The following is a 17,612-nucleotide window of genomic DNA, read 5'->3' on the forward strand; positions in this document are numbered from 1 at the left end:
GTAACTTCAAGTTTTAAAATGGACACTACAAGTACCCATCATCTTCATGCAAATGGATATCATGTGGTTATGGATTGTTGCTTTGAAAAACACTAAAAACTTACGTTAAAAATAAGAGTTGGATAAATATCAGATGTCATTTTTTCTAGAAAGTATATATTTTGACTTGCCCAATTACTTGTTTGTTTTGATATTTACCATATCATCATCGATGTATTTCAATGTTCCTAAAGGGATTTGTATAGTATTAATGCTTTCTAGCGCAACTCCATTTTTTTTAAATGGAGTTTTATTTTCTCCTGAGTACATGCCAGATCAATATGGTTATTGGGATACAGTGAGTAAAATAAGAACTTTTGATTTTGATGAAATAGTAACGTTTACCACCGTTCTTAATGCATCGTATATTTTTTCTATCATACCGATGCCATTTGCTTTGACTGTAAGTAGTTTGGGTTTTTTTAATAAGTTCTTGTACGTATCATTATTTATGTTTCTATGGCACAAGAGGGTTTTTACTAATTTTTCTATTTTTTTCTATCTTTTATATCCTAGCTTAGTGGTCTATTCTTCCCTGTCATTGAGGGACTTTATGATTACATCATTTATGATTGTTTCATTCGTTTATTTTATAGAAAGAAAATATTTATTGGCTTTTTCTTTTTCATCAATTCTTATTTTCATAAAGTTCCAGAACCTTATATTAATCTCTATTGTCTTTGCGATGTATTTTTATTTTTTTTGCCTTCCTTTAAGGAGGCAGATTGCATTATTGGTTGTGCTACCAATCATTTATTTTATTCTATATAGTAATTTTATAGGTGATATAAATTACTATCGGGCTGTAATGTATTTTGAAGATGGCGGAGTAAGAGGAGTGGATGCTATAAGTGGTCCGTTTAATTTTGTGTTTGAATTGATTGCTGGTAGTGTTTATTTTTTATTGAAGCCTTTGCCGGGTGAGGCAAGTAATTTATTTCAGCTCATACAATCGTTAGAAGGTATTTTCTTGTTTGTCGTGATTTTATATCTGTTGTTTAGTGCTTTGATTTTGGAAAAACGAACAAGAGTTTTTTTATTTTGGATGGCCTATATAATAATAACTTTGGGGGTTTATAGTTTGGTTGTTTTTAATTTTGGTACAGCAGCAAGATATAAGTTTCCATTTGTTCTCGTTTTTGTTGTTTTTATATGCTTTGACTTAAAAAAGATGGAGGTGAAATGAAGCGTTATTTGATTTTGTTACCATCAGATTTAACTGGTGGTGCGGAGAAAAATCTATATAAGATTGCTGACCAATTACTAACTGAAGGTTGTTATGTTGATGTTGTATTTCTTTCAAATTTAAACAATGTATCTATGTGGGATGATTTGCAAGGCGCAACATTAAATAAGTTTAAAAGCAAACGAGAGAGTATTGGTGTTGCCTGTGTTTTTTTATGGTTGGCTAAACGAAAAGTCGTAGGAAATGTAAATTATGATGCGGTATTTTCTAGTCATGTTCATTGTAACGCGTTTTTATCATTCCTATGTAAAATTAAACTACTCGTTACAGATAAAGTCGTAATTAGAGAATCGACTCAAGTTTTTTCGTGGTTTAGTGGTACTAAGCTTCTATTGATTAAAATCTTATATCTTTTTTATGATCGAAAAGCCACGATAATATGTCAAACTAATGAAATGAAAAATGAGCTGATTTTCAACATTCCTAAGCTAAGATTCTCTGATGTTAGATTTGTTAGGAATCCAGTTGCACACGATGTTGTCATTAAGAAATCGCAGCTTGAATGTGATGTTTGCAATGAAATTAAAGTATATCAAGACCAAGGTTACAAAGTGATTGTATCAGTTGGTCGTCTTGTTGAAGAGAAAGGCTTTGATATTTTAATCAGTTCTTTAAAATTTATAAATTATCCCTGTATCTTAATCATCGTAGGAAATGGCTATCTTAGAAAGCGTCTTGAAGAACTTGTGGTAAATGAAAATCTGGACAAAAAAGTTATATTTACTGGAGAGTTGGAGAATCCTTTCCCATTGATGAAGGTCTCAGATTTGTCAGTTGTATCATCTAGATTGGAAGGTTTTCCTAATGTATTATTGGAGATGATGGCGCTATCACCTCGTAGGGTTGTGACTACTAGATGTGCTGATGGTATTGATGACCTTCCTGGAATACTATCATGTAAAGTTGACGATACTGATGATTTGGCCAAGGCTATTAATTTAGCATTGGGGGAGAATGATAACTTTGAGTATGTAGTCGAAATGAAAACATATGTGCAATCTCTTAAAGTTAGCCAATATGTGACGTGTCTATTAAATTAAATGGTGAATTAAGTGTGTGGTTTTTCTGGGTTTGTTTATCTCAACAATTTTCCTTCTAATGCGGATGAGCTTTTATCTAGAATGGGAAATGCGATATATACTAGAGGCCCTGATAGTGCAGGGATTTGGAGTTGTAAAAAAGATAGAATAGGATTCTCGCATAGACGCTTGGCAATATTGGACTTATCACCTGCAGGGCATCAACCTATGGAGTCAATGAGTGGCAGGTATGTGATAGCGTTTAATGGGGAAATATATAATCATAATGACATAAGACTTGAAGTCGAGGCTGAGTCTAGTGCTAACGTCCACTGGAAGGGGCACTCTGATACAGAAACTCTTTTAGCTAGTATTGAGCTTTGGGGGCTAGAAGCAACTCTAAAAAAAGCTATTGGCATGTTTGCCATCGCATTATGGGATAGAAAAAATAAAGAGCTTTTAATAGCAAGAGATAGATTTGGAGAGAAGCCTTTATATTATTCTAAGCAAGGTGAGTTGTTTATTTTTGGTTCGGAGCTGAAAAGTTTTCGAGTCCATGACGATTTTAATATGTCAATAGATAGAGATTCTATCGCTCTTTTAATGAGACATAACTATATTCCAGCCCCATATTCTATATATGAAGGTGTCTTTAAATTGATGCCGGGTACAATAGCTGTTTATAAAAATGGAAATGTAGAGCATAAGGAATACTGGTCACCATATGCATTTTTTGAATCGAGCGAAACATTATTATCAGATAGCACAACTACGATAGAATCGTTAGAAGAAACGTTGAAAACAGCGATTAAGAGGCAGATGATGGCAGATGTCCCGCTAGGTGCTTTTTTATCCGGAGGAGTGGACTCATCTTTGATTGTTTCGTTGATGCAATCGATGAGTGAGCGTCCTATCAAAACTTTTTCAATTGGTTTTAAAGAGGATGGCTATAATGAAGCTGAGTTTGCAAAGAAGGTCGCTGAACATCTAGGTACCGATCATACAGAGTTATACGTATCTGCATCTGACACGCTGGAAGTCGTTGATAAATTGTCTGATATTTACGATGAGCCTTTTTCTGACTCCTCACAAATACCGACATTTTTAGTATCAAAAATGGCAAAAGAGCACGTTACAGTATCCTTGTCTGGAGATGCTGGTGATGAATTATTTTGTGGCTATAATCGTTATTTAATGACACATAAACTTTGGCGGAAATTGAGTAAAACTCCATTTGTCATTAGGAAAATGTTATCAACACTGTTTCTTTCAGTTTCCGTTGAAAGTTGGAATCAATTCAATGCTGTATTGCCTAGTCAATTTAGAATGAATAACCTTGGTGATAAATTGCATAAGGCAGCGTCTGTTATATGTAGCCGTAGCTTAGATGAATTATATAAAGGCTTGGTATCTCATTGGCATAACCCTAATGAAATAGTTCTAGGTGCTCGTGAACCATTAACCGCTTTGACAGATCCTAATCGAATTCCAAATGTGGAGCACCCAATTTTAAAGATGATGGCGTTAGACACCTTATCTTATATGACGGATGATATACTCGTAAAAGTCGATAGAGCTGCTATGGCTAATTCTCTAGAAACCAGAGTTCCATTTTTAGATCATTCTGTATTTGAATTTGCGTGGCAAATGAAGTTTTCCTCAAAATTAAATGGTGCTAGCACGAAAGATTGTTTGCGAAAGATTTTATTTAAACATGTGCCAAGAGAGCTTATTGAAAGGCCCAAAGTTGGTTTTGGAGTTCCCCTGGACAGTTGGTTACGTGGACCTCTCAGAGAATGGGCGTCAGAACTCTTAAATAGAGAAAGGGTTCAGTCTGAAGGTTTTTTTGATGCGGACGTAATAGATAAGATGTGGGTGGAACACATTGAGGGAGAGCGGAATTGGCAGTACCAACTTTGGGATATATTGATGTTCCAATCTTGGTATGAGAAGCATCACAAATGAAAAAAAAACTCTTATTTGTTGTTAATGTAGATTGGTTTTTTGTTTCTCATCGGTTGCCTATAGCTATTCAAGCGCTAGATGAAGGATATGAAGTTCATTTAGCTTGTTCTGTTACAAATAGCCGTGAACTAATTGAAAGTCTTGGAATTATTGTTCATGACTTACCAATTTCCAGGAGCGGCACTAATCTAGTTAGGGAGCTTATAACGCTATCGGCGCTCTTTAAAGTAATTAAAAAAGTTAATTCTGATATTATTCATAGCGTAACAATTAAACCAGTTATTTACGCTAATATTATTGCAAGAGTTCTTGGTAATTCTAAACGTATATCATCAATTTCTGGTTTAGGGTATGTTTTTATTGCGGACGGCTTTAAAGCTAAAATATTTCGCTTTATAGTGTCCGGTTTGTATAAGCTGGCCTTAACTGGATCAGATTGTGTGATATTTCAAAATACAGAAGATAGAGATGCTTTGTCAAAGCTAGGTGTTGTGAACATACATCAAGAGGTTATTATTCGAGGCTCTGGTGTAAACTTAGACAATTATATTGTTTATCCAGAACCTGACTCTGGTATGGTGGTCATGCTAGTGGCTAGATTGCTTATAGATAAAGGGGTGCATGAGTTTGTAAAGGCTGCGGAACTCGTACATAAGCAATGCTCAAGTGTGAGAATGGTTCTTGTTGGAGATATTGACCCTGATAATCCCAAATCAATCACCATTGATCAGATTAAGTCATGGGTTGATTCTAACGTGATTGAACATTGGGGGTATAGCTATAATGTGTCCAACACAATGTCTAAAGCAAACATAGTTGTCCTTCCATCATATCGAGAAGGTTTACCGAAATGCTTAATTGAAGCTGCTGCATGTGGAAGGGCGGTAATCACTACAGATGTTCCTGGATGCAGAGACGCCATCGAAGTTGGGAAAACAGGATTATTGGTGCCTCCTCGCAACATCGAAATACTTGCAGAAGCTATTGTGATTTTGGTAAATAATAATGTTATGAGATTAGGTTTTGGTCAGAATGGTAGACTACTGGCTGAGTCTGAGTTTAGAATTAATGATGTCATTAAAAAGCATTTGGATATTTATCATTGTAGCTTAACAAACGTTAGAGATATTTAATGGGTGTATTAATAACAGGTGCGACCGGTTTTTTAGGTAAAAATATTTTTGAAGCTCTGAAGGCTAGAGGCTGCGAGAACATTACAGTCTTGTCTCGGACTACATCCCCTGCTTTTCCTAAGCAGGTGTTAATATCAAGCTTTAATGGATATGTTGACTTTTCAAATGCCCTTAAAGATGTTGAAGTTATAATCCATTGTGCTGCACGAGTTCATGTTATGAATGATGAATCGAATACACCTTTGGATGATTTTCGCGAAGTGAATACAGATGGTTCGTTAAATCTGGCTAGACAAGCCGTTTCTGCAGGTGTTAAACGCTTTATATTTATTAGTTCAATTAAAGTGAATGGCGAAGCTACTACATTAAGCAAACCGTTTAAATCTATAGACGAGCGACTTCCAACGGATTTTTATGGGAAGTCAAAGTCGGAAGCAGAGGAGCAACTATTACAGCTTGCTGAAGATACCGGTCTAGAAGTTGTAATAGTTCGACCAACACTGATTTATGGCCCTGATGTTAAAGCAAATTTTGCATCATTGATGAATCTTGTATCTAAAGGCTTTCCGTTACCAGTTGGTTGTATTAGAGATAATAAACGTAGTCTAGTATCTGTTAAGAATTTGACTGATCTTATCATCACTTGTATCGACCATCCCAAAGCCACTAATCAAGTCTTTTTAGTATCAGATGACCATGATCTGTCCACGTCAGAAATAGTTTATCAGATAGCCCAAGCATTAGGTAAACCGACTTGGCAGATGTATGTACCTGTCTGGTGTTATAAGGTGTTCGGTAAAGTATTCAATCAGTCGTATATTGTTGATAGATTAACTGGCTCTTTACAAGTTGATATTACTCACACGAAAGAAACATTAGCTTGGGAGCCGCCCCAGTCCCTACAAGAGGGCTTTAAGCAAACCGCCGAAGCCTTTCTACAGTCAAAGAAAATTAGTGGTAAATCATGATCCGTTTAATTGATTTTCTAGCAGCCTTTTTCGGTTTGCTTTTTTTATGGCCAGTATTGCTTATCGTGACTATCATCGGCCTGTTTGATACAGGTTCGCCGATTTTTATTCAAGAGCGTGTTGGGCGTAACAAAAAACCGTTTAGGCTTATTAAGTTTCGTACTATGTCTGTGGAAACGAAATCGGTAGCTAGCCATTTAGCAAGTAATGCTTCTATTACTAAACTTGGGTCTTTTCTACGTAAAACTAAGATTGATGAGCTGCCACAATTGATTAATGTGCTTTTAGGTGAAATGAGTTTAGTTGGCCCAAGGCCGAACTTGTTTAATCAAGAAGAGCTCATTGCCGAACGAGATGCTATGGGTGTCTACAACGTACTTCCTGGAATAACAGGTTTAGCGCAAGTGCAAAATATCGACATGTCGACACCAGCACTACTTGCCAAAACAGATAAGCAAATGATTGATAATATTACGATAAAAAATTACTTCAAATACATTCTCATGACGGTGTCTGGAAGTGGTAGTGGTGATACTGTTAGGTAATTCAAATTTAGATTTGAATCGCGACATCTAGATAAAACGCCAGTACAATACTGGCGTTTATTATTTCAAAGAGAGTGCCATGGCTAGGTTAAATTTGATTTGGAATCTATCTCGTTTGAATAAGCGATTGATAAGTATTTCGATAGATATTCTGTTTATTATAGCATCGTTTTTTATCGCTTATTGGGCTCGGGTCGGATCTGTTGTTCCTGTTGGGAACTCTTTGGTTCAATTGGTTATCGGCGGAACATTGTTGATAACGATCTTTGCATTTACAAAGCTAGGTTTATACCGTGCTGTTTTGAGATATCTTACCTTCCACGCTTTAGCTGTCGTTAGCATTGGCACCTTGATATCCGCCCTTTCTGTAGCGGTGCTTGCGTTCTATTTTGATGCACCTATCCCTCGTTCGATCCCTATTATCTATGCTGCTTTTCTTTGCTTACTTTGTGGTGGCTCACGATTAATTGTTCGTGTACTTGTTACACAAGCGAATAAAAAAGGCAGTAAGCCCGTACTGATCTATGGTGCGGGTTCTGCTGGTCGTCAGCTCGCGATTGCGTTGAGAAATTCTGATACCCATAAAGTTGTTGGTTTTATCGATGAAGATGAAACCTTAAAGAATACTGTTTTGATGGGCTTAACGGTTAGTCGTCTAGAAAGATCTGAATATTTGGTTCGTAAACATAAGGTTGAGCAAGTTTTACTTGCCATCCCTAGTGCTTCTCGTGCTCGACGTAAGGCGATATTACATTCATTAGTAAATCTTCCTGCCGAAGTGCTTACCGTTCCTGATATGAAAGATATTGTTGATGGTAAAGCTAAAATTGATGAGCTTAAGGATGTTGCAATTGAAGATTTATTGGGTCGTGACTCGGTTGCACCTCAGCAAGTTTTAATGGAAGCGAATATTAAGAACAAGGTTGTTATGGTGACTGGCGCTGGTGGTTCGATCGGATCAGAGCTTTGTCGACAAATCGTTCGAAACAAGCCGAAGAAGTTAGTGCTATTTGAGCTTTCTGAGTTTGCATTATATCAAATAGATAGAGAGTTGAATGCGCTAGTCAGTAGTGAACAATTGGAAGTAGAGGTCATTCCTTTGCTGGGTTCTGTTCAGCGAATTAACCGTCTTGCAACAGTAATGAAAAGCTTTTCTGTACAAACGGTTTATCACGCCGCTGCTTATAAACATGTACCCTTGGTTGAGTTCAATGTGGTCGAAGGCGTGCGTAATAATGTCTTTGGCACTTTCTACACCGCTCAAGCAGCCATTGAAGCTGAAGTCGAATCTTTTGTCCTTATTTCGACCGATAAAGCGGTTCGCCCAACGAATGTGATGGGAACAACCAAGCGAGTTGCTGAGCTTGGCTTACAGGCGTTAGCAGAAAAAGAAAATGCAAAGCCCAACGGAACTCGAGTTTGTATGGTGCGTTTTGGCAACGTATTGGGCTCTTCTGGTTCAGTGATCCCTGTTTTTAAAAAGCAAATTGCTTTGGGGGGGCCTGTTACGGTCACTCATCCAGATATTATTCGTCACTTCATGACTATTCCTGAAGCCGCTCAACTTGTTATCCAAGCAGGAGCTATGGGTAAAGGTGGTGATGTGTTTGTTTTGGATATGGGGGAACCGGTTAAGATCACTGATTTGGCGAAGAATTTGATTAATCTCTCTGGATTAGAGGTTAAGTCAGAGGATAATCCGCTCGGAGATATTGAAATTAAATTTTCTGGCTTGCGCCCTGGTGAGAAGTTGTTCGAAGAGTTGTTGATTGGCGATAATGTTGAGGGGACTGCTCATGAAAGAATCATGACTGCTCAAGAACGATTCCTACCAATGCTTGAATACCAAGAGTTGCTTGCTGCACTTGATGAAGCTTGTCATAACTTTGAACATGAAAAGATTCGCCAAATATTACTTGAAGCGCCAACGGGTTTTGAGCCAACCGACGGTATTGGTGATTTAGTTTGGAAACAGAGTCAGATTGAATCTGACTCTGAAGCTAACAAGTTACATTAGTAAAATTTAGTTGTTTGCCTGATAGAAATAGAGCTCCTTTTGGAGCTCTATTTCTATAGTATCTGCTTCAACACGCGGTCCGCTTTGACTCGCGTGACCTTACGCATTAGTTTTTGCACTACCTCTGGGTAGTCTTCTAGCTTCTCCAACTGCTTATAAGTACAAATCAGTTGTGTATTTTGTAGAATATTCTCTACTTCACGTTCAAATTTTTCAGTTAAATGATCGTAGTGATCTTGCACTAATAAGGCATTTTCTAAATCGAGCTTCCAAGCGCGTGGGTTGAGGTTATTACCAGTAAGTAGCATGTAACGCTTATCCACCCAGATACCTTTTAAGTGGAAGCTGTTGGCATCATGTTTCCACAAGTGGATTGATAACTGTCGGCTGGCAATATGTGCTTCGTTGGCTTTAGCAAACTGGCGCAGGTTGCGCTCGTAAAGATACGGTAACCCACCAATGGTTTTAAATTCTTGCTCGGGCGCGATGTAAAAGTCATTGGCGGTTTTATCGCCCACCACAATCGTTACTTTCACGCCGCGTTTAATGGCGCGTTTGATCTCTTTCGCCACGCTGCGTGGGAAGTTGAAGTAAGGCGTACAGATGAAAATTTCATCTTTCGCCAAAGCCACCAATTGGTTGATGCTTTGATTGAGGCGATTACGCTTTTTACCAACCCCAACTAATGGTGTAACGGCAACCTGTTCTGTCGAGACTTCTTGGCTGTCGAATTGATAAGCCGCTTTTGCCAGCGATGCGCGTAGTTGACGAATACTGGTTTTAATCTCTTTAGTGTCTGGCTTTTTAGGGCAAGAAAGAACATTGACTGCTGGATGAGCAATCATTTCGTTCTGTACAAAAGAGACCATGGTGTCCGCTAAGCTTGGGTTGGTCAGCATATGGTAGCGGTCAAAACGATACTTATCGTTATAATTGAGATAAATATTGTTTAAGCTAGCACCGCTGTAGATCACCGTATCATCGATGATAAAACCTTTCAGGTGCAGTACGCCAAACACTTCACGGCCTCGAACAGGCACGCCGTAAACCGGAACCTTATGTTCATATTGCTCTGAGAACGCTTTATACATACAGGCGTTGGTTTTGCTCGCCTCTGCGCCAATTAAGCCGCGTTGAGCGCGATGCCAATCCACACAGACGTTAATGTCTAAACCTGGATTTCTTTGCTTCGCTTGATAGAGCTCACTTAGAATCTCTCGTCCTGCCTCATCATCTTCTAAATACAGTGCGACCAAGTAAATACGCTTACTGGCTTCACGAATCGCTTGAATTAAGCGGGTACGAAAATCCTGCGCCGCGTAGAGAACCTCAAACTGAGCAGGATCTTGGGCGATAGTTGGGAGATGCTGCAAAGAATACCTATTAGCAATCATAGTGAACGAGTAACCTCAAAAGTGGCGACAAAAGCGTCGGCCAAACAAGCTGATGGTGAATATTAGCAAATCTCACCAAACAAGTACTAGTCATGACGCAGACTTCATAACAAAACCGTTTGATAATGCATCGGAATGAGTGCTTTGCCACTGCCAGTGTAGCGTTCAAATAGCTGCTTTAAACATGCAGGAAGGATAGATTGCTCTACAGTGGCAAAGCCATGCTGTTGATAGAAAGCTTCAAGGTGCGGATAGGCAAAGCAATAGGTGTTGTCATTGCAAATTGATTGTTGGCAGTGCAGTAATAACGCATGGCCGATGTTTTTACCACGCTGTTCGGGAATGACCAACATGCCAGTGAGTAATTGATATTGTTCAATCGGTCTAAAGCGCACCACACCAATCAATTGTTGTTGATGGTAAGCGACGATGGTCTGTTCGTTCTTTTTTGCTTTACCAGAAGGGTAGTGGGCTTTGTATAAACGCGACACCAGTGGCAGTTTTATGGGGTCAAGCGTTTCTATTCTTAGCTCATTCATTCTCTATCCACCGATATCTATGTAGAATGGCGGCAGTGTAAATGACTTAACTTGCCTGATGCAAACGAATCCCATGCAAATACAAATGAATGCCAGTCTACGTCCACATCATACTTTTGCCATTGAGCAATCGTGTGAGGTACTTGTTGAAGTTTCCTCAGTGGAAGATATTCAGCAGATATACCAAAATCCATCATGGTCGACATTGCCAAAATTGATGTTGGGTAAGGGCAGTAATATGCTTTTTACGGAGCATTTTTCTGGCGTGGTAATGATCAATCGCTTACAAGGTATAGAAGTAGTGGAATCTGATTCTGCTTGGCATTTGCATGTTGCTGGTGGTGAGGATTGGCCAAACTTTGTAAAATGGTCGGTTGAGCAAGGTTATGCAGGATTAGAAAATCTAGCATTAATTCCCGGCTGTGTCGGTTCGGCCCCGATTCAAAATATCGGCGCTTATGGCAAAGAGCTGAAAGATGTTTGTGAATATGTGGATGTGTTGGAGCTTGATGGCTTTACCATTCGCCGTATCCCAGCAGATGAGTGTGAGTTTGGCTACCGAGATTCCATCTTCAAGCGTCAACTGTTTGAAAAAGTAATCATCATTGCGGTTGGCATCAAGCTTGATAAAGCATGGCTAGCACAGATTGAATATGGGCCATTAAGAGCCTTTTCCGCTGAAACCGTCACTGCACAACAAATTTTTGACCAAGTCTGCGCGGTGCGCAATGAAAAATTGCCAAACCCGGCTGTGACGGGAAATGCCGGTAGCTTTTTTAAAAACCCAGTGATTAATCAAGAGCAATATCAAACGCTGTTGGCCGCTTTCCCTGATGTCGTCGCTTTTCAGGTTGATGAAGGGATTAAATTGGCGGCAGGCTGGCTTATTGATCAGTGCGGTTTAAAAGGCTTTGAGCAAGGCGGCGCCCAAGTACATCCAAACCAAGCGCTAGTACTCGTGAATAAGCATCAAGCAACGGCGCAAGATGTGATCTTATTAGCTGACCATATTCGTCAAACCGTTTGGCGAAAATATGCCGTTGAGCTGGAACATGAAGTGCGTTTTATGGGCGCGCAGCATGAAACCAATTTGGTTGAGCTAAGAGGCTCACTTGTACAAGGTGCTGCGTCATGAAAGAGCATGCAATCAAGCTGACCATTTTAAATCAGTTGGCTGACGGCAGCTTTCACTCAGGTGAAGCACTGGGGGAAATGTTGGGGATCTCACGAGCGGCGGTAAGCAAGCATGTCAAAGGTATCCAAGCATGGGGTGTGGATATTTTTAGCGTGCAAGGTAAGGGCTACAAGCTAGCGGAACCGATGCAATTGCTTAACCAAGAGTGGCTCCAGTCGCAGCTTGATTCGCCAATCGAGTTAATTCCAGTCATTGATTCGACCAATCAGTATTTATTAGATCGTATTAATAGCCTTGAGTCAGGCGCTGTGTGCCTAGCCGAATATCAATCCAAAGGACGTGGACGTCGCGGTCGTGAGTGGGTATCACCATTTGGTATCAATCTCTATCTTTCGATATATTGGCGTTTAGAGGCAGGCATGGCGGGCGCTATGGGGCTCAGTTTAGTGGTTGGTGTGGCGATTGTTGAGGCTTTAGAGAAGTTAGGTATCGATGGTATCAAGCTGAAATGGCCGAATGACCTTTACTATCAAGACAAAAAATTGGCCGGTATTTTGGTCGAAATGTCAGGTCAAGCCGGCGCAGCTGCGCACCTTGTGATCGGTATGGGTATGAACCTGATGATGGCCAATCAGTCTAGCGGTGTGACTCAAGATATCACTCAACCATGGACCTGCTTGTCTGACGTGACGGAAGGCGTCATTGAGCGAAACCAGCTGGCGGCAACATTAATTAGCACCTTACAAAGTGCGCTGACGGAATACGAAATCACAGGCATGAATGGTTTTGTCGAGCGTTGGAATCGACTTGATAATTTTTTAGACCGCGATATTAAGCTCATTATGGGAGATCGTGAAATAGTCGGTATCTCGCGCGGAATTAATGAGCAAGGCGCAGTGTTGATTGAAACCGCACAAGGATTAGAAACCTACATCGGCGGAGAAATTTCTTTACGAGGTTTGTAATGGCCGATTTGTTGCGTTGGGACAGGTAGATACGATTTGTCACATCAAAACACTGTACGCACTGTCTCATAAATAAGACTTTGCAATTACGCGTCACCTTCACATATGAACTAGGCTCAATATTAAATGGAATGATTGAGATAGGTGAGGGTGATATGACTCTACCAGTACAGAAGTTACCGTCGTTTGATGAGTTGGTAAAATTAGCTCAAGAAGATGAAGCAGCTTTTGAGCAGCTCAAGCGTGATAAGTGTGAAGAGATGATCCAGTCAGCTTCACAAGATATGCAGCCAAGGCTGTGGGCGCAGCAAAGCCATATTGATCGCGTGGTCGGTCACTGCAAAAACCCTAACCATGTCAATGTAGTATTAATGCAAGAGCTGATGAAACAGGTACAAAAGTTTCAAGCTTCATTGCAAGGTGGGGAAGCGGCCAATAGTGACAAGATAAATGGCGATAAACTGAATGTGGTTTCTATCTCTCAGCGATTTTCTGATTGGCGTTAATATATCGAGAGTAAAAATGTAAACGATTGATTGTGTTTGTGATACCCTTTTACGCTGGATTAAATTTATTCGGCAACGTTGTCAAAAGGGATTACTGTGAGCAATCAAACCAATCAACCCCTCACTGCTCGTGAACCATTTCCACCACTTCCTAATTCTTACTATAAAAACGATGAAATAGACCTTAAAGAGCTATTCTTAGCGCTTTGGCAAGGGAAATGGATTGTGATCGCGTTGACCGCTATTTGTGCCATTCTTGCGACAGTCTATGCAGTCAAGCTGCCAAATGTTTATCAATCAAACGCTACATTACGTATTGATGCAGACCCTTACAGCTTTGTTGAAACTCGCGGCTTTAATGCCGGTGGTCAAATTGTTCAGGAGGCCAGCGCCTCATTGCCGTATTTGAATAGTGGCGATGTAAAACAACAAATTATTGAAACTTCGAACTCGTCTTCTGAAGCACTGAACTGGTTAGCGATTGGTAAGGATCGAGAAGGAAACATTACTCTTTCCAAGCAAGCAAACTCTCCTGAGTTAGCTTATAGCGCTGTCGAACTATATGCAGAAAATATTAATACCGCATTTAAACAGAATGAACTGCGAAAAGTGACTAGCTCCATTAGGGCAACAGAAGATCTTGTACAATCTCAAACGGGCAAAGTACAAGATGTTTTGGCTGAGAAGTATGCGCAGTTATTGTATAAGAAAGCGATACTGGAAAGTGCGGATACTGAGCTAATTAAAGTTATTCAGCAACCAGTCAAACCAACCTCACACATCAAACCTAAACGCGCGTTAATTGTTGTGCTTGGCACTATGCTGGGCGGCATGCTGGGCGTTGCTATCGTGCTTATCCGTTTTGCTTTTCGTCGCGAAGAACCGGTAGCGGAATAAGCTTTATTGGTTGGCTACATAGCTAAATGATATCTAAGGGCTCTTTCGAGCCCTTTTTGTCGTCTGTCTCACAAAAAAATCCCATCTCTGCCCTTGGTATTGCTGCACTTGCCCACATATCGTTATCACAAGGCTTTGAATCCTCTTCAAAGTAATTATCAAATAACATGAAAATTTCAGGAGAGACGACCGATGAACATTCGTCCATTACATGACCGAGTTATCGTAGAACGCCAAGAAGTTGAATCAAAATCGGCTGGTGGCATTGTATTAACGGGTTCTGCTGCGGAAAAATCAACTCGCGGCGTTATTCTAGCTGTTGGCAAAGGCCGCATCCTAGAAAACGGCACAGTGTTACCGTTGGACGTAAAAGTGGGTGATACGGTTATCTTCGCTGAAGGCTACGGCACTAAAACTGAAAAGATCGACGGTAAAGAAGTGTTGATCATGTCTGAAAACGACATCATGGCAATTGTTGAATAATAGCAATCATTGAGTAATTTTTTGCTCAGATTTGAAAATAATAGAGAGTTACCCCAAACGATTTGGAGTTTCAGGTAGGCGACCAGAGATACAAGTTTCTGAGCATAGCTCTTTATGTGATGAAATTGTCGAATGCCAGTCAACACCGCTGAAAGTTCAAATAGGACGGGGAAAGAATTTAGAAAAGGAAACTAAAGATGGCTGCTAAAGACGTTAAATTTGGTAATGACGCACGTATTAAAATGCTAGAAGGTGTCAACATTCTAGCTGACGCGGTAAAAGTAACACTAGGTCCTAAAGGCCGTAACGTAGTACTAGACAAATCATTTGGCTCACCAGTGATCACTAAAGATGGTGTATCAGTTGCGCGTGAAATTGAATTGGAAGACAAATTCCAAAACATGGGCGCACAAATGGTGAAAGAAGTGGCTTCTAAAGCCAATGACGCGGCGGGTGACGGTACGACAACTGCAACGGTACTTGCTCAAGCTATCATTGCTGAAGGCCTAAAAGCCGTTGCTGCGGGTATGAACCCAATGGATCTTAAGCGCGGTATCGACAAAGCGGTTATCGCAGCGGTAGAGCAGCTTAAAGAGCTGTCTGTTGAATGTAACGATACTAAAGCGATCGCTCAAGTAGGTACTATCTCAGCAAACTCAGATGCAACTGTTGGTAACATTATTGCTGAAGCGATGGAAAAAGTAGGTCGTGATGGTGTCATCACTGTTGAAGAAGGCCAAGCACTGCAAGATGAGCTAGATGTAGTAGAAGGTATGCAGTTTGACCGCGGCTACCTATCGCCTTACTTCATCAACAACCAAGAAGCAGGTTCTGTGGATCTAGAAAGTCCATTCATCCTATTGGTTGATAAGAAAATTTCAAACATTCGCGAACTGCTACCAACGCTTGAAGCTGTAGCAAAAGCTTCTCGTCCACTGCTGATCATTGCAGAAGATGTAGAAGGCGAAGCGCTAGCAACGCTAGTTGTAAACAACATGCGTGGCATCGTGAAAGTTGCTGCTGTGAAAGCACCTGGTTTTGGCGACCGTCGTAAAGCCATGCTACAAGATATCGCTATCCTAACTGGCGGTACTGTGATTTCAGAAGAAATCGGTCTAGATCTTGAGAAAGTAACGCTAGAAGACCTAGGTCAAGCGAAGCGCATTGCGATCACTAAAGAAAACACCACCATCATCGATGGTGCAGGTGAAGAAGCGATGATCCAAGGTCGCGTAACGCAAATTCGTCAACAGATTGAAGATGCAACTTCAGACTACGACAAAGAAAAACTGCAAGAGCGCGTAGCGAAATTGGCTGGTGGTGTTGCGGTAATCAAAGTTGGCGCAGCAACTGAAGTTGAAATGAAAGAGAAGAAAGACCGCGTAGAAGATGCACTACACGCAACTCGCGCAGCGGTTGAAGAAGGTGTGGTTGCAGGTGGTGGTGTGGCTCTTATCCGCGCAGCATCAAAAGTGGCTGGTCTTGAAGGTGACAACGAAGAGCAAAATGTGGGTATTCGTGTTGCGCTACGTGCAATGGAAGCGCCGATTCGTCAAATCACTAAGAACGCAGGTGATGAAGAATCAGTGGTTGCTAACAACGTTCGTGCTGGTGAAGGTAACTACGGTTACAACGCGGCAACGGGTGAGTACGGCGACATGATCGAGATGGGTATCTTAGATCCAACTAAAGTAACTCGTTCAGCTCTTCAGTTTGCAGCATCTGTTGCGGGTCTAATGATCACGACTGAAGCGATGGTGACTGACCTACCACAAAAAGATAGCGCTGGTATGCCTGATATGGGTGGCATGGGTGGCATGGGTGGTATGGGCGGCATGATGTAAGCCACCTGCGCCAATTTAAGTTATTAATAAACAATAACTTAAAAATACGCGTAGACACCAATGTAGACAGTGAGGGATGCCAGTTTGAAGACTCTGGCATCCCTTTTTTAATGACAGTTCCACCCTTTTTCTTGTAATAGTTGCCCAGAGCGCCATTGTGCCTCTTGAATTTCATCAAACAGATAGTCCTCTGACTCATTGGCTCGTTCGGGATAGTCGAAGTTCCAGTCAATAAAGCTATACGTATGCAGTTCCTCTCCTGAATAACTGTGAAAGTAAGCATCTAGCATCAGCTCATCTCTAGCTTTTGCAGCCTCAGAAGCTGAATTATATCGACCATGCTTCTTACCCTCGCCATCAAAGGCTTGATACCATCCCCATTTATTCTTGTGAATGCCGCTGAACCCTTTGAGCTTTGGGTTTTTCTTAGCTAGGTTGTTCTGCCTAGTGGTGCAACGACGCAGATTGCCTCTGGTGTTGTTTAGCGGGTTAGCGTCAACATGATCAACTTCTTGCTCGTCGTCGGGGTTCATCAGTAAGCGGTGGAGGTATGCCCCGTTTTTGTTACTACGAGCCACGTACTTTCCATCTTTGCGTTTGTGCGCATAGAATCCATGTTCTTGGAGGATGTCAATATCACATAGGCTTATCAATGTCGTTTGATTTTGACCTATGCCAATCTTGGCTGTGATGTGATTGTCGATATCGACTATTTGAATATTTCTTTTATGGCTACCATAGCCACGCTTCAATCTTGTCATGTGCAATCTCCATTTGCTACGTCCTGCTACACTCCAAAAAACGAATGTTACAGAGCATTTGATGATAATCCCTTTACCTATAAGGCTTTCAAGCCAGTGCGACATTGCAACATTGTAATTTCAGTTTATTAATACGCACATATATATAGAGATATA

General features: G+C 40.7%; 16 protein-coding genes. 13 read left to right on the top strand and 3 right to left on the bottom strand.

Features of this window, described 5'->3' with window-relative positions:
* Window positions 1–133 precede the first annotated feature (133 nt).
* The 7 genes from RH85_RS14595 to RH85_RS14625 all read left to right on the top strand — a co-directional run bounded on the left by RH85_RS14595 (window position 134) and on the right by RH85_RS14625 (window position 8,932).
* A complete protein-coding gene (locus tag RH85_RS14595) occupies window positions 134–1,225 on the top strand; it encodes a hypothetical protein (protein ID WP_138956485.1) in 1,092 nt (363 codons plus the stop codon).
* Window positions 1,222–2,325, top strand: coding sequence for a glycosyltransferase (locus RH85_RS14600; protein WP_006713470.1), 1,104 nt, complete (start codon window positions 1,222–1,224; stop codon window positions 2,323–2,325). The genes RH85_RS14595 and RH85_RS14600 overlap by 4 nt, the downstream gene beginning before the upstream one ends.
* 12 nt (window positions 2,326–2,337) lie before the next feature.
* Window positions 2,338–4,269 (top strand): asparagine synthase (glutamine-hydrolyzing), encoded by a 1,932-nt coding sequence (asnB, locus tag RH85_RS14605; RefSeq protein ID WP_039949105.1) that lies wholly within the window; start codon window positions 2,338–2,340, stop codon window positions 4,267–4,269.
* Window positions 4,266–5,402, top strand: a complete 1,137-nt coding sequence (locus tag RH85_RS14610; RefSeq protein ID WP_006713472.1) for a glycosyltransferase family 4 protein — start codon at window positions 4,266–4,268, stop codon at window positions 5,400–5,402. Before asnB ends, RH85_RS14610 begins: the two co-directional genes overlap by 4 nt.
* Window positions 5,402–6,370, top strand: coding sequence for a UDP-glucose 4-epimerase family protein (locus RH85_RS14615; protein ID WP_006713473.1), 969 nt, complete (start codon window positions 5,402–5,404; stop codon window positions 6,368–6,370). Before RH85_RS14610 ends, RH85_RS14615 begins: the two co-directional genes overlap by 1 nt.
* Window positions 6,367–6,915, top strand: coding sequence for a sugar transferase (locus RH85_RS14620; RefSeq protein ID WP_006713474.1), 549 nt, complete (start codon window positions 6,367–6,369; stop codon window positions 6,913–6,915). The genes RH85_RS14615 and RH85_RS14620 overlap by 4 nt, the downstream gene beginning before the upstream one ends.
* Before the next feature lie 79 nt (window positions 6,916–6,994).
* Complete coding sequence (locus RH85_RS14625; RefSeq protein WP_039949106.1) at window positions 6,995–8,932, top strand: polysaccharide biosynthesis protein; 1,938 nt, start codon at window positions 6,995–6,997, stop codon at window positions 8,930–8,932.
* Between the two features lie 53 nt (window positions 8,933–8,985).
* On the opposite strand, the gene pssA is transcribed toward RH85_RS14625, so the two are convergent.
* Both pssA and RH85_RS14635 read right to left on the bottom strand, forming a co-directional pair.
* The gene (pssA, locus tag RH85_RS14630) at window positions 8,986–10,326 is read right to left on the bottom strand and encodes a CDP-diacylglycerol--serine O-phosphatidyltransferase (protein ID WP_006713476.1); all 1,341 of its coding nucleotides are present in this window, start codon (window positions 10,324–10,326) and stop codon (window positions 8,986–8,988) included.
* Window positions 10,327–10,430: 104 nt separating this feature from the next.
* On the bottom strand, window positions 10,431–10,865 hold the full coding sequence (locus tag RH85_RS14635; protein WP_006713477.1) for a GNAT family N-acetyltransferase: 435 nt from the start codon (window positions 10,863–10,865) through the stop codon (window positions 10,431–10,433).
* A 73-nt stretch (window positions 10,866–10,938) separates the two neighbouring features.
* On the opposite strand from RH85_RS14635, the gene murB reads away from it, so the two are divergent.
* The 6 genes from murB to groL all read left to right on the top strand — a co-directional run bounded on the left by murB (window position 10,939) and on the right by groL (window position 16,695).
* On the top strand, window positions 10,939–12,000 hold the full coding sequence (gene murB, locus RH85_RS14640) for a UDP-N-acetylmuramate dehydrogenase (RefSeq protein WP_006713478.1): 1,062 nt from the start codon (window positions 10,939–10,941) through the stop codon (window positions 11,998–12,000).
* Window positions 11,997–12,965 (top strand): bifunctional biotin--[acetyl-CoA-carboxylase] ligase/biotin operon repressor BirA, encoded by a 969-nt coding sequence (gene birA / locus RH85_RS14645; protein WP_006713479.1) that lies wholly within the window; start codon window positions 11,997–11,999, stop codon window positions 12,963–12,965. The genes murB and birA overlap by 4 nt, the downstream gene beginning before the upstream one ends.
* Before the next feature lie 155 nt (window positions 12,966–13,120).
* Window positions 13,121–13,471 carry a DUF3135 domain-containing protein gene (locus tag RH85_RS14650; protein WP_039949116.1) on the top strand — a complete coding sequence of 117 codons (351 nt, stop codon included), beginning with the start codon at window positions 13,121–13,123 and terminating at the stop codon, window positions 13,469–13,471.
* Between the two features lie 96 nt (window positions 13,472–13,567).
* The gene (locus tag RH85_RS14655; protein WP_006713481.1) at window positions 13,568–14,368 is read left to right on the top strand and encodes a Wzz/FepE/Etk N-terminal domain-containing protein; all 801 of its coding nucleotides are present in this window, start codon (window positions 13,568–13,570) and stop codon (window positions 14,366–14,368) included.
* A gap of 192 nt (window positions 14,369–14,560) precedes the next feature.
* Window positions 14,561–14,851 (top strand): co-chaperone GroES, encoded by a 291-nt coding sequence (locus RH85_RS14665; RefSeq protein WP_006713483.1) that lies wholly within the window; start codon window positions 14,561–14,563, stop codon window positions 14,849–14,851.
* Between the two features lie 197 nt (window positions 14,852–15,048).
* Window positions 15,049–16,695, top strand: a complete 1,647-nt coding sequence (gene groL, locus RH85_RS14670; RefSeq protein ID WP_006713484.1) for a chaperonin GroEL — start codon at window positions 15,049–15,051, stop codon at window positions 16,693–16,695.
* Between the two features lie 107 nt (window positions 16,696–16,802).
* Here the strand turns inward: groL and RH85_RS14675 are convergent, their stop codons facing one another.
* Window positions 16,803–17,456 carry an HNH endonuclease gene (locus RH85_RS14675; protein WP_006713485.1) on the bottom strand — a complete coding sequence of 218 codons (654 nt, stop codon included), beginning with the start codon at window positions 17,454–17,456 and terminating at the stop codon, window positions 16,803–16,805.
* Window positions 17,457–17,612: the final 156 nt, after the last annotated feature.

Source organism: Vibrio ichthyoenteri ATCC 700023, assembly GCF_000222605.1.
Taxonomy (GTDB): Bacteria; Pseudomonadota; Gammaproteobacteria; order Enterobacterales; family Vibrionaceae; genus Vibrio; species Vibrio ichthyoenteri.